General features: G+C 65.3%; 9 protein-coding genes and 1 other RNA gene. 5 read left to right on the forward strand and 5 right to left on the reverse strand.

The annotated features are described in order from the left end of the window. Positions 1-110: 110 nt before the first annotated feature. The 3 genes from HLH45_RS10630 to HLH45_RS10640 form a co-directional block, all read right to left on the reverse strand. Positions 111-1916 carry a glycoside hydrolase family 15 protein gene (locus tag HLH45_RS10630; protein ID WP_008574136.1) on the reverse strand — a complete coding sequence of 602 codons (1806 nt, stop codon included), beginning with the start codon at positions 1914-1916 and terminating at the stop codon, positions 111-113. After that, entirely contained in the window at positions 1913-2815 is a 903-nt protein-coding gene (locus tag HLH45_RS10635) for an SDR family oxidoreductase (protein ID WP_008574134.1), read from the reverse strand. The genes HLH45_RS10630 and HLH45_RS10635 overlap by 4 nt, the downstream gene beginning before the upstream one ends. 432 nt (positions 2816-3247) lie before the next feature. After that, positions 3248-5602, reverse strand: coding sequence for a GH92 family glycosyl hydrolase (locus tag HLH45_RS10640; protein ID WP_008574133.1), 2355 nt, complete (start codon positions 5600-5602; stop codon positions 3248-3250). A gap of 127 nt (positions 5603-5729) precedes the next feature. On the opposite strand from HLH45_RS10640, the gene HLH45_RS10645 reads away from it, so the two are divergent. Then, a non-coding RNA gene (locus HLH45_RS10645) (sX9 sRNA) lies at positions 5730-5806 on the forward strand. Between the two features lie 212 nt (positions 5807-6018). Here HLH45_RS10645 and HLH45_RS10650 read toward each other — a convergent pair. Continuing rightward, entirely contained in the window at positions 6019-6999 is a 981-nt protein-coding gene (locus tag HLH45_RS10650) for an SDR family oxidoreductase (protein WP_008574131.1), read from the reverse strand. Positions 7000-7160: 161 nt separating this feature from the next. Here HLH45_RS10650 and HLH45_RS10655 point away from each other — a divergent pair, with 161 nt between their 5' ends. The 3 genes from HLH45_RS10655 (at position 7161) to HLH45_RS10665 (ending at position 10151) form a co-directional block, all read left to right on the forward strand. Continuing rightward, positions 7161-7790, forward strand: a complete 630-nt coding sequence (locus tag HLH45_RS10655) for an alpha-ketoglutarate-dependent dioxygenase AlkB (RefSeq protein WP_008574129.1) — start codon at positions 7161-7163, stop codon at positions 7788-7790. 349 nt (positions 7791-8139) lie between these two features. Next, entirely contained in the window at positions 8140-9849 is a 1710-nt protein-coding gene (locus HLH45_RS10660; protein ID WP_008574125.1) for an FAD-dependent oxidoreductase, read from the forward strand. Next, positions 9846-10151 carry a UBP-type zinc finger domain-containing protein gene (locus HLH45_RS10665; protein WP_008574123.1) on the forward strand — a complete coding sequence of 102 codons (306 nt, stop codon included), beginning with the start codon at positions 9846-9848 and terminating at the stop codon, positions 10149-10151. Before HLH45_RS10660 ends, HLH45_RS10665 begins: the two co-directional genes overlap by 4 nt. A 203-nt stretch (positions 10152-10354) precedes the next feature. On the opposite strand, the gene HLH45_RS10670 is transcribed toward HLH45_RS10665, so the two are convergent. Then, positions 10355-11101 carry an EAL domain-containing protein gene (locus HLH45_RS10670; RefSeq protein WP_008574121.1) on the reverse strand — a complete coding sequence of 249 codons (747 nt, stop codon included), beginning with the start codon at positions 11099-11101 and terminating at the stop codon, positions 10355-10357. Positions 11102-11249: 148 nt separating this feature from the next. Here HLH45_RS10670 and HLH45_RS10675 point away from each other — a divergent pair, with 148 nt between their 5' ends. Then, positions 11250-11888: an HD domain-containing protein gene (locus HLH45_RS10675; RefSeq protein ID WP_008574119.1), complete on the forward strand. Its 639-nt coding sequence runs from the start codon at positions 11250-11252 to the stop codon at positions 11886-11888. The last annotated feature ends 126 nt before the right edge of the window (positions 11889-12014 follow it).

Raw genomic sequence — 12014 nt, forward strand, 5'->3', positions numbered from 1 at the left:
TGAGCTGCGTTCTGGCGCAGCTGCATCCACCGAGCGTGCTCCTTCTGCCGATGGGAGAAGGAGTTTGCGGCGATAACAGCCTGGTGAAGGCGACAGATGCTGCGCTTCGCTTATTCGCCATCCACGGCCAGCGCCGCGTGGATCAGCGCAAGGTGGCTCAAGCCTTGCGGGACGTTGCCCAGCGCGGCGCCCGTGCTCGTGTCCAGCATCTGCGGCATCAGCGCGACATCGTTGCCCAGCTGTTCCAGCAACTGTTCGAACAAGCGCCTGGCTTCAGCACGCTCGCCGAGCAGGCCATAGGCTTCCACCAGCCAGAACGAGCAGGCAATAAATGCGCCTTCGCGTTGTTGCATGCCGCTGTAGCGGTGCAGCAATGCGTCGCTGCCAAGTTCTGAGGCAATGGCATCGCGGGTGGCGATCATGCGCTGGCGGCGCGGCCCGCCCAGCCCAAAGCGCGAGGCCAACAGCAGGCTTGCGTCCAGGTCGTCGGTGCCCGCGTAGAAGGTGTAAGCCTGCTTGGCGTCGGACCAGCAGTGCATGTCGATCCATTCGAGAATCCGCGCCTGTTCGCGTTCCCAGCGTGGCAGCATCGCGGTGGAGAGATGGCCGGCCTTGGCCAGCTCGCTGGCGCGGCGTAGCGCCAGCCAGCATTCCACTTTGGACATGGTGTAATGCTCGGCGGTTTCCAGTTCCCAGAAGCCGGCGTCCTTGCGCATCCAGGTGTTGGCGCATTCGTTGCCGAGCTCGAACAACTGGCGTGCGGTTTCCTGGTCCAGGATGTGCCCGGCATCGAGAAAGCGTGCGGCCATTTCGAAGATATCGCCGTACAGGCACAGCTGCAGCTGGTTGTTGGCGGTGTTGCCAACCCGCACCGGGCGCGTATTGCAATAACCGGGAATGTCGATCTCGCGTTCGTCCGGCACCAACGCGCCATCCAGGGTGTAGCAGGGGCGCACGCCAGGCCGATGCTGGCGGATGGTGCGCATCAACCAGCTAAACGCGGCCTTGGCATCGGCCAATGCGCCCACGCGCAGGAAGGCCTTGGTGGTGTAGGCGGCATCGCGGACCCAGGCATAGCGATAATCCCAATTGCCATTTGCGCCAATCTGCTCCGGCAATGACGTGGTGACCGCAGCGGCGATGGCGCCGGTAGGCGAAAACCACAGGAACTTGAGCGCCAGCGCAGAGCGCACGACCGCATCGTGGTAACTGTTGGCGTAAGACAGGTTGCCGCTCCACTCGCGCCACTCCTGGTCGCTGCGCTCGATGCGCCCACCGATGTCTTCCAGGGCGGGCACCGGGAGCGCATCTTCTTCGGCGGCCAGCAACGCAACGACCTGTGTGTCGCCTGCGCGGATCGCCAGCGTGGCGTGCACACCGCGGTCGTCGCAGTGCACCAGCTGCGCTGCCTCCGTGTCGTAGCGCAGCATGGTCATGAGCGGGCCGACGTGATGCACACGGCCGTTCGGCGTCTCGCTTTGCCAGGGAGTGGCTTCTCCGGCACGTGTGCCGGGGCGGTAGATCAGGTCGAAGACAACGCGGCCTTCGAGACCTTCGATGCGTCGCGCAAGTTCCGACCACGGCAGCCGGCCGGCTTCGCCGCTGTTGAGCGACTCGGTCAGACGTGCGCTGCCGGTTGCGGTGCTGAAGGTCGTTTCGAGAATATTGCTGCCATCGCGGTATCGGCGCTGTACCTGCTGCAGCTGTTGCGGCGTGAGGGCGAAATAGCCGCCTTCGCCTGCATCCAACAGGCGATCGAACAACGGCGGCGAGTCCATCTTCGGCACGCACCACCAATCGATGCTGCCATCGGCACCGCATAACGCCACCGAGCGCCCGTCGCCAATCGCCGCATAAGCGGCGATTGGCAAGGTGCCGGTGGCATCACGCTGAAACTCGGCGCCGGGACGGCTCAAGACAACAGCAGGCCGCCGGTGGCACCGAACACTTCGCCGGTGACGTAGCTCGATTCCTGCGATGCCAGAATCACATACAGCGGCGCCATTTCTACCGGCTGGCCGGCGCGCTTGAGCGGCGTCTCCGAGCCGAAATCGGGAATCTTTTCCGGCGGCTGACCACCGCTGGGCTGCAGCGGCGTCCACACCGGTCCGGGCGCGACTGCGTTGACGCGGATCCCCTTCTCGGCGACTTGCTGCGCCAGGCCCTTGGTGAAGTTGACGATGGCCGCCTTGGTGGAGGCGTAGTCGAGCAGCGTCGGCGAGGGCTGGTACGACTGGATCGAGCCGGTGTTGATGATGGATGCGCCCGGCGGCAAATGCGGGATGGCGGCCTTGCACAGCCAGAACATCGCATAGACGTTGGTCTTGTAGGTGGCGTCGAACTGCTCGGTCGTGATGTCTGCGATGTCTTTCACGGCGGTCTGTTTGCCCGCGATATTGACCAGGACATCCAGTCCGCCGAGCTCTTTCACTGCACGGTCCACCAGTTCGGTGCAAAACGCCTCGTTCTTGAGGTCACCCGGGACGCTGATGGCTTTGCGCCCTTCTGCCTGGATCAGCTGCACCACTTCGGCTGCGTCCTGTTCTTCTTCAGGCAGGTAATTGAGCACGATATCCGCACCTTCGCGTGCAAAGGCAATGGCGGTGGCGCGCCCGATGCCGGAATCTGCGCCGGTGATCAGGGCCTTGCGGCCCTGCAGACGACCAAAGCCCTTGTAGCTGTGCTCGCCATGGTCTGCCTTGGGCTGCAGTTCGTGGATGGTGCCCGGAGCCTGCTGGGTTTGGTGCGGAAATTGCGGCTGCGGAAACTGGGTCAACGGGTTCTGCATTTCGTACTGATTCTTGCTGCCGGACATGCACGCTCTCCTGCATTGGGGGAAGGGCAGGCACGCAGTCATTGTGCGTACCGATGACGGGGAGTGTGGAAAGCGAGGCGATGCGTATCAGTGAACGAAAGTTGTGCATCATGTGAATGCGTGACGGCGGTGCACGCCGTGCGATCACCTCGGCTTTGAAAACGTCGCATTCAGAAACTGACGGCAGACAAGCGCGTGCGTCATGCAGGAATCGACGGCGCTGGCACTGCTGGCGACATGGCAGCGGTGGTGGAACGCGCTGCGTGCGGCTTGCGCATGCGGATCTGCTACCGAGTCAGAAAGCGAGTGCCACTGCCAATGCCGCGACCGAAACCTAGCGAACGTTAGCTCGGGGTCGCGCAGACACCGCATTTGCTGCGGGGTTGCATCGCTACAGGATCATCGGCCGCTACATCTTGCAATTGCGTTGGATCATTGCAGCTGCGCCGACATCGAATACGGCCGCTGCGCTGGGTCGGTGGCCCACTGCTGATTCGGTTTCGCCTGCATGCGGAAACGCAATTCACCGCCAGCCTGGATTTGTTCGTGTGTCACGTAAGCGTGGGTCAACGGTGTGCCGTTGAGCGTGACGCTGCCGACGTAGCTGCGTGCATCGCTCAAGCCCTCGGCGATGATCGCGAAACGCTTCCCATTGGGCAGGTTGAGCGTAGCGCGCGGCAGGAACGGGCGGCCGATGATGTATTGATTGCTGCCGGGCGCCACCGGATAGAAGCCCAGCGTGGTGAACACGTACCAGGCCGACATCTGGCCGAGGTCGTCGTTGCCGGCCAGGCCCTCGGGCCCTGCGTGATACTGGCTGCGCATGATCTGGGTCAGGCGCGCCTGCGTGCGCCACGGTTGGCCTGCGTACGCATACAGATAGGCAACGTGGTGGCTGGGTTCGTTGCCGTGCGCGTACCAGCCGATCAGGCCGGTGATGTCTTCCATGTGCTCAAAGATCTTCGGGTCCACCTTGGCATCGAACACCGCATCCAGCCGGGCAAGCAATGTGTCGTCGCCGCCATGCGCGGCAGCCAGCCCGGCCACGTCCTGCGGCACGTACCAGGAGTATTGCCACGCGTTGCCTTCGGTGTAGTCGCTGCCGTAGCCACTGGCAGACGGGTCGAACGGCTCGCGGAAGGTGCCGGCGCGGGTGCGTGCGCGCATGTAGCCGGTGGCCGGGTCGAAGGCATGCTTCCAGTTGCCGGCGCGCTGGCTGAATTCTGCGGCGATGGCGGGTTTGCCGAGCTTGTCGGCCATGCGCGCGATGGTCCAGTCGTCGAAGGCGTATTCCAGCGTCTTGGATGCGGCTTCGCCTTCTTCGTCGATGGGCACGTAGCCCAGCTCACGGTATTGCGCAATGCCATCGTACGGGCCGTAGTTGGCGCTGGCGACCATGGCCTGCAAGGCTTCCTCTGCGTCGAAGCCGCCGATGCCTTTCATATACGCGTCGGCAATCACCGCGACGGCGTGGTAGCCGATCATGCACCAGGTTTCCAGGCCGTGGAATGCCCATACCGGCAGGATGCCGTAGGCGCTTTGGCGACGCGAGGCGAGCAGCGAATTGACCACGTCGCTGCTGCGTTGTGCCGGCTGCACCAGGGTGAGCAGCGGATGCAGGGCGCGGTAGGTGTCCCACAGCGAGAAGGTGGAATAGTTGGTCCAGCCAGTTGCTTGATGCACCGCATTGTCTGGCCCGCGGTAGCGGCCGTCGCTGTCCATGAACAGCGTTGGCCCCAGCAGGGTGTGATACAGCGCGGTGTAGAGCTGGGTGCGCTGTTGCGTGGTGCCTTGTGCATCGATCGCCGACAGCGCCTGCGTCCATTGCGCGCGTGCATCGGCGCGTACGCGATCGAAATCGAAGCCGGGCATTTCGGCATCGAGGTTGGCGATGGCACCGGCCTCGCTGACTGGCGAGAGCGCCACCTTCACCACCAGCGGCGTGCCGTCGTTGGTGACATCGAATACGCCGACCAGTTGCCGGCCTTCAATCTGCGCGCGCTGTGCAGGATTCTTTTCGCCCGGCGGTGGGAACCCCTTGTAGGGGATGTCCTGTTCGGTGTCGTGGAGTTGCGTGGCAGTGAGCGGGCGCGAGAAGCGCATGGCGAAATACAGCTGCCGGCCGGGCGCCCAACCGCGCGTTTCGCGAAAGCCGGTCACCGTGCCATCGCTGCGCACCCGCAGCCGCGACCACTGCACCTTGCCGGGGTAGTCGTACAGGCTGGTGCGCAGGTCGACCAGCACATGCGCCGGCGTGCCTTTCGGAAACTGGTAGCGGTGCACGCCCACACGCGCGCTGGCAGTGAGTTCGGCGCGGATGTTGCGGTCCTTCAGGGTCACTGCGTAATAGCCGGGCTGCGCCTGTTCGCTGGTGTGGTCGAACTGCGCGGTATAGCCGCTGCCCGGCTTGCTGGCATCGCCGCGTTCCAACTTGATGGCGCCAGCTTGCGGCATCAGCAGGATGTCGCCCAGATCCGAATGCCCGGAACCGGAAAAATGCGTGTGCGAGAACCCGACGATGGTGGTGTCGCTGTGCCGGTAGCCGGCCGCCCAGCCGTAGGCGTCCTTGCGCGGCTTGATTTGCGTATCCGGGCTCAGCTGCACCATACCGAATGGCACCGTGGCGCCAGGATAGGTATGGCCTTCGCCGCCGGTGCCGATGAACGGGTCTACCGCGTCGAAGGCAGCTGCAGGCGTGCGCGGCGCAGCGTTGCCGAAAACTGCGACGACAGCGGCAAGCACTGCCAGCCAACGGGCCCGACGCGGGGCGATCAAGCGAGGCGACATGCAGATTGCTCCAGGCGGATGCAGCGCCGGACCGTAGCACAGCTGCGTGGGCGCGCTACACCCTGGAGCCGCTAACAAAAGCCATTGCGTAGCCGCCAGGCGGGCGCGGCCGGTGCCCGGAATCGGCATACACCACGCGGACACTGCGGTGATGAGCGCGCCTTCCGCGCCCACCCGACGGCTGCGCGCTACGTTTTGTTAGCCACTCTTGGAGGGTGCGATGGCCCTCGCGGCCATGGTTGGGTTCGCTGATCACTCACGGCGTCACGATGTGTGCCGATCGGCATGCACGGCGGCGCACGCGCTTGCTGCGGTGGTGTCGCATTGAGGCTGGTCTACTTTCCCGCGTTGCCGCAGCGTCTGGAAATCGCCGGCAAACGCGCAATTGTCGGCACGGCATTGCAGACTTCAGCGACTCACTTGCGTCGTAAAGCCAGCACTGCCAAACCCGTGACTGCTGCAGCGGCCGCACCGATCAACATCTTGTCGCGCGCAGAGCGTGCCCGCAACGTGGGGCGCCGCCGGTAGCCACCGTCGATGCCGCCGGCAATGCCGGGCGCTGCGAACACATTGCCGCTGGATCGCGCCACCTGTGGTGCTTGCGCAAAATACCGCTTGAAAATACGGTACATGGCGCGCGCCAGGGTCTGCGGTGCCAGCGCATGACCTAGGCGCATCGCATGGACGGCGGTGCCCAACACCACCGTGTTGCGTGGCCGGTCCAGCAGGCGCACGACAGCTGCCGCGACGGTGCGGGTGTCCAGCATCAACGGCGGCCCGCTGATGCGGCGGCCCACGTAATTGGCGCCATGGGTCAGGCCTGGCGTGTCGACGAAGTACGGGTACACATCGCACACGTGGATATGCGGGTAGTCGCTCAGCTCGGCGCGTAACGCTTCGGAAAAGCCGCGCTGGCCGAATTTGCTGGCGCCGTACGCCGCTGCAAACGGCGTGGATGCAAAGCCGCCCGAAGAGATCATGTTGACGAAGATGCCGTGGCCTTGTTCGACGAAGATGGGGATGGCGGCATGGGCGTCGTGCATGCGACCGAGCAGATTGGCGTGGATGACGGCCGCGCTTGCTTCCATCGGTACCTCGTGGAATTTGCCGACCGTGCCCACCCCGACATTGCCGAACCACAGGTCGATGCGGCCCAGAAAACTCTGCGCGCTGGTGGCCAGTGCCTTGACCTGTTCGGCCTGTTTGACGTCGGTGGGCACCACCAAGACTTCGGCACCGCGCGCACGGCAGCGTTCGGCAACCGCATTGAGGGCTTCTTCGCCGCGTGCAGCCAGCACCAGGCGCGCGCCTTGTTCGGCGAATGCTTCTGCAGTGGCTTGGCCGATGCCGCTGGACGCGCCGGAAATCACCACGTGGGCAGGAGGGGTGCGATGCATGCGATGTCTCCACGAAAACGAGCAGGCATGCTTGATCGTCGTGCGTGAACACGGTGCGGCGCTTTGCGTACCGTAGCGTGAAGCTGAACTGGTCGGGCTGGCGCCACGCGTGATGACAGCGTGGCGCTGAAATCGGCGGCAGGCGCCCGCATATCGCGCCGATGGATCTGTTCAACGCTCCCATCGCACCGCTGCAGGTGCTGCACGACCAGCAAGGCGGCGTGCGCTACTGGCCGCAGCTGTTGCCGCCCGCACTTGCGCAGGAGGCGTTCGACGCATTGCGCGATGGCGCCGATTGGCGCAGCCAGCGCCGCGAAATGTACGAACGGGTCGTGGACGTACCGCGCTTGCTGGCCTCGTATCGGTTGGATGATGCATGGCCTGCGGGATTGCCGCTGCAGCGCTTGCTCGATGCGGTGCAGGCGGTGCTCCCGGCGCCATACAACGCGGTAGGTTTGAATCTGTACCGCGATGGGCGCGACAGCGTGGCAATGCATCACGACGCATTGCACACGCTGGTGGCACCGCACCCGATCGCGCTGCTGTCGCTGGGTGCACCGCGCCGGATGCAACTGCGCGCCAGGGACGGCAGCACGCGGGCGGTTGCGCTGGAGCTGGCGCCGGGGAGCCTGCTGGCGATGAGCCACGCCTCGCAACACACGCACGCGCACGGCATTGCCAAGACCGCGCGCGCGGTGGGCGAGCGCATCAGTGTGGTGTTTCGCGTGCGCCCGGCCCAGCGCATGGCGGCCGGGCAACATGGGCCACACTGGGAGCCTGTGCGATCGTAAGGCACAGGCTTGGGCTCGATTGATTGGCAGCTTGCAAACCGCCTGTGCTGCTGCCTGAGACGCACGGCCGTTGCTTCGTGCTGGATGCACCGCACTGCGTTTGCCATGTGCGGTTCGCCCCCGGCCTGAGGGCTGCTCGCTAGGTTATTTTTGTGCTGGATGTCCCGCATGCTGGGTGCATGCGATCTTTACAGCAGCTGCGTGCGCCTGACCGGCAGCAGCGCTCGCTCGCCTACGCGTGCCTGGCGTCTGCGCGCTGTCGTGGCCTTCAGTGACCATTTCGGGTGATTGCCATTGCCATCACCACTGCCCATGCTTGCATGTGATCCCCTAGCCGCGTCGCCCCTCCATGTCTTTGGACCAGACCCGCCACCATCAGATGTTTCCCGAGCTGGACGCGGGCCAATTGTCGATCACCCGGCGCTTTGCCAGTGGGCCGGCGCAACGGTTCGACGCGGGCGACCCCGTGTTCGAGGTCGGCGATGCCCATGCGCCGGTGTGGGTGGTGCTGGAGGGCGCCATCGAAGTGGTGCGCCGCGACGGACTGGGAAACGAAAAGCCGATCACCCGGCACACGCCCGGCCAGTTCACCGGCGAGGTGAGTCAGCTGGCCGGGCGCGCGTCGCTGGCGGCTGGACGTGCCGGGCCGGAAGGCTGCCTGGCGCTGCCATTCGATACTGCGCATCTGCGCGCGCTGATGATCAGTTCGGCCGAAGTGGGCGAAGTGGTGATGCGTGCCTTGATCCTGCGCCGCGTTGGGCTGATCGAGGGCGATGCGTCGGGTTCGGTGCTGATCGGCGAGCCTGACGATCCGCATCTGACCCGTTTGCAGGGCTTTTTGACCCGCAACGGCTACCCCAACACGGTGATGGACGTCTCCGACGACGAAGGCCGCGCGTTGGTGGAGCGCCTGGGTATCCAGGAGCACGACCTACCGGTGATGGTGTGCCCGAGCGGGCGCGTGCTGCGCCAGCCCAGCGATGCCGAAGCTGCGCATTGCCTGGGCATGACGCCGGACATCGACCCGGACAAACGCTACGACGTGGCGATTGTCGGCGCCGGCCCTGCCGGCCTGGCGACGGCGGTGTATGCCGCATCCGAAGGCTTGTCGGTGCTGGTGCTGGACCAGCGCGCCATCGGCGGGCAGGCCGGTGCCTCGGCGCGTATCGAAAATTATCTTGGCTTTCCCACCGGCATTTCCGGGCAGGCGCTGGCCGGGCGCGCCTACAACCAGGCGCTGAAATTCGGCGCGGAACTGGCGATTCCGATCGAAGCGGCCACGCTGGAATGCGGCCGCGACGATGGCGCGCTGAAGCTGGATCTTGCCGATGGCAAGCAGTTGCTGGCCAGCACGGTGGTAATCGCCTCGGGCGCGCGCTACCGGCGCCCGGAGATCGAGGGCCTGGATCGCTTCGAAGGCCACGGTGTCTCGTACTGGGCCTCGCCGGTGGAGGCGCGCCTGTGCGAAGGCGGCGTGGTGGCGCTGGTGGGCGGCGGCAATTCTGCAGGGCAGGCGGTGGCGTTCCTGGCGCCGCGGGTCAAGGAACTGCACCTGATCATTCGGGGCGATGGGCTGGAGAGCTCGATGTCGCAATACCTCATCGAGCGCATCGCCGCGTTGCCGAACGTGCAGCTGCACACCGGCACCGAAGTGGCCGCGCTGGAAGGCGACCCCGAGCGCGGCCTGCAGGCCGCGGTGTTGCGCACCCGCAAGGACGGTGCAACCGCGCGCGTGGCGTTGCGGCACCTGTTCCTGTTCGTCGGGGCAGATCCCAACACCGGTTGGCTGCAGGACTGCGTGGACACCGACAAACGCGGCTTTGTCATGACCGGCACCGCGCGTGGCGACGGCGTACCGGCGTGCCTGCCGCTGGAAACCAATCGCCCTGGCGTGTTCGCCATCGGCGACGTGCGTGCGGGTTCGGTCAAGCGCGTGGCGGCCGCAGTGGGGGAGGGCGCCGCCGTGGTCGCGCAGATCCATCAGTACCTCGCCCATCAGGCCAACCCGGTGCCGGTCTCCGAACTTGCCAGCGCCACCCAGGAGTCGACCAGCGCATGAGCCAGCACTGCCGCCATACTGATCAAATCCATGCAGTCACTCCCAGTGCGCGTGGCTGCGAGGAGTGCCTGGCCATCGACGGCGTCTGGGTGCATCTGCGCCTGTGCCGCAGCTGCGGCCATGTCGGGTGTTGCGACGATTCGCCCCACCGCCACGCCACCGCGCATCACCACGCCACCGGCCACCCCATCATCGAAGGCTACGACCCGCCTGAAGGCTGGGGCTGGTGCTACGTGGACGAAGTGGAAGTGGAGCTGCCGGATCAGACGCCGCAGCTGGGGCCGATTCCGCGGTATGTGTGAGCGGCGCCCCGTGGTGTTCGGCGGTCGCTGCTGGCTTGCGAGGCGGCCGGGAATCGGGAATCGGGAGTCGGGATTAGGGAATCGTAAGAGCGGCTTCCGCACGTTTCATTGCCGCTGTGTTCGGATGTTGTGGGTCTGTTACGGCGAGTGGCGCCTGCTGCTAGGTGCGCTGAGTTGCTTAGTTCATACGCACAAGCGTGAGCTTACTGCGGCCAATGCACCTTCGGCAGCTCGCCGATCTGTGGTCTGGCGAACAGATAGCCTTGCTGCAGGTGGATGCCCAGGTCGCGCAGGGTGCGGTATTGATCGGGTTGTTCGATGCCTTCGGCAATGACGGCGATGCCGAGTTCTTCGCACATGCGCGTCACGTGGCGCACGATGGCCTGGCGGCTGCGGTCGGTGTCGATACCGCGGACCAGGGCGATGTCCAGCTTGAGCAGATCCGGCTGGAACTCGGCCAGCAGGCCGAGCCCGGCGTAGCCGGCGCCGAAGTCGTCGATGGCCGTTTTCATGCCGCGCGCCTGATAGGTGCGCAGGATGCCGAGCAGATGCGCCGGATCGGTGAGATGTTCCTGTTCGCTGACCTCGAAGATGATGGCGTCGAGCGGCCAACCGTATTGCGCAGTGGCCGACAGCGTGGCGCGCAGGCAATGCTCGGGGTTATAGACCGCGTTGGGCATGAAGTTGATCGACAGCAGCGCCGGCAAGCCAATCTGCACAGCGCATTCGATGGCCTTGATGCGGCAGGCCTGGTCGAATGCGTAGCGATTGCGCTCATCCACTGCGGCCAGGATGCTGCCGGCCGACTCGCCGTTGATGCCGCGCACCAGCGCCTCGCCTGCGTAGATGCTGCGGGTGGACACGTCCACGATGGGCTGGAAGGCCATGGTGATCGCGGTGGGGAAGTCCTGGCCGTCGCGGCAGGCATTGCAGACAGGAAGCGTGGTCATGGCGTCAGGTCATCGAACAGCGTAGGTGCAGCCTAGACCTATCGGCCGCAATCGCGTGGGATTGAGCCTGAATCGCTCATGGCAGCATCCTCACCTGTCGGCAGTCGGGCTCGGCGATACTAGGCGCATCGCTCGCATCGGATGCCCCATGACCGCTCTCACCGAACGCTACGCCCTGGCCGTGGACTACGCGCGCATCGCTCACGCCGGGCAGGTGCGCAAGGGCACGCAGGTGCCCTACCTGAGTCATTTGCTGGGTGTCTCGACGCTGGTGCTGGAATGCGGCGGCGATGAGGAACAAGCCATCGCCGGCCTGCTGCACGATGTGGTGGAAGATTGCGGTGGCGGGCACGAGGCCTCGATCCGTGCGCAGTTCGGCGATGCGGTGGCCGATATCGTGATGGCTTGCACCGATGCCACTGCCGAAGACAAGGCCGAGGTGGACAACAGCGAGCGCGCACGCAAACGCGATTGGCGCGAGCGCAAGCAGGCCTATCTTGCGCACCTGCGCAAGACGCCCGAGCGCGCGCTGTTGGTGTCCGGCTGCGACAAGCTCTATAACGCGCGCAGCATCGTGCAGGACCTGGAAAATCCTGCCGTCGGTCAGGGCATTTTCGATGTGTTCACTGCCGGGCGCGAAGGCACGCTGTGGTATTACGCCGCGCTGGAAGAGGTCTTCCGTACACGCAATGCCGCCACCGCGCGGTTGTTCAGTGGCGTGGTGACGCGCATGCATGCCCTGGCCGACACCGGTGAGCAGGTGACGCCGGCACATGCGCTGGGCTGAGCGCCGCTGGGAGACGGCGGTACATCCGGCAGCGGCAGGTACGACGCGCAGATGTGTTGCTGCGCCCTGTCCGCCCTCCATCTGACGAATGCGTCCCGTGCCTCGTCAGCCACCGCATGCGCCCTG

Source organism: Xanthomonas euvesicatoria (assembly GCF_013112235.1).
GTDB classification, from domain to species: domain Bacteria; phylum Pseudomonadota; class Gammaproteobacteria; order Xanthomonadales; family Xanthomonadaceae; genus Xanthomonas; species Xanthomonas euvesicatoria.

Excerpts from the sequence above, each read along its gene's own strand:
- HLH45_RS10635 (WP_008574134.1), bottom strand. The coding sequence starts at position 2,815 with ATGTCCGGCAGCAAGAATCAGTACGAAATGCAGAACCCGTTGACCCAG.
- HLH45_RS10660 (WP_008574125.1), top strand. The coding sequence starts at position 8,140 with ATGTCTTTGGACCAGACCCGCCACCATCAGATGTTTCCCGAGCTGGAC.
- HLH45_RS10640 (WP_008574133.1), bottom strand. The coding sequence starts at position 5,602 with ATGTCGCCTCGCTTGATCGCCCCGCGTCGGGCCCGTTGGCTGGCAGTG.
- HLH45_RS10655 (WP_008574129.1), top strand. The coding sequence starts at position 7,161 with ATGGATCTGTTCAACGCTCCCATCGCACCGCTGCAGGTGCTGCACGAC.
- HLH45_RS10665 (WP_008574123.1), top strand. The coding sequence starts at position 9,846 with ATGAGCCAGCACTGCCGCCATACTGATCAAATCCATGCAGTCACTCCC.
- HLH45_RS10670 (WP_008574121.1), bottom strand. The coding sequence starts at position 11,101 with ATGACCACGCTTCCTGTCTGCAATGCCTGCCGCGACGGCCAGGACTTC.
- HLH45_RS10650 (WP_008574131.1), bottom strand. The coding sequence starts at position 6,999 with ATGCATCGCACCCCTCCTGCCCACGTGGTGATTTCCGGCGCGTCCAGC.
- HLH45_RS10675 (WP_008574119.1), top strand. The coding sequence starts at position 11,250 with ATGACCGCTCTCACCGAACGCTACGCCCTGGCCGTGGACTACGCGCGC.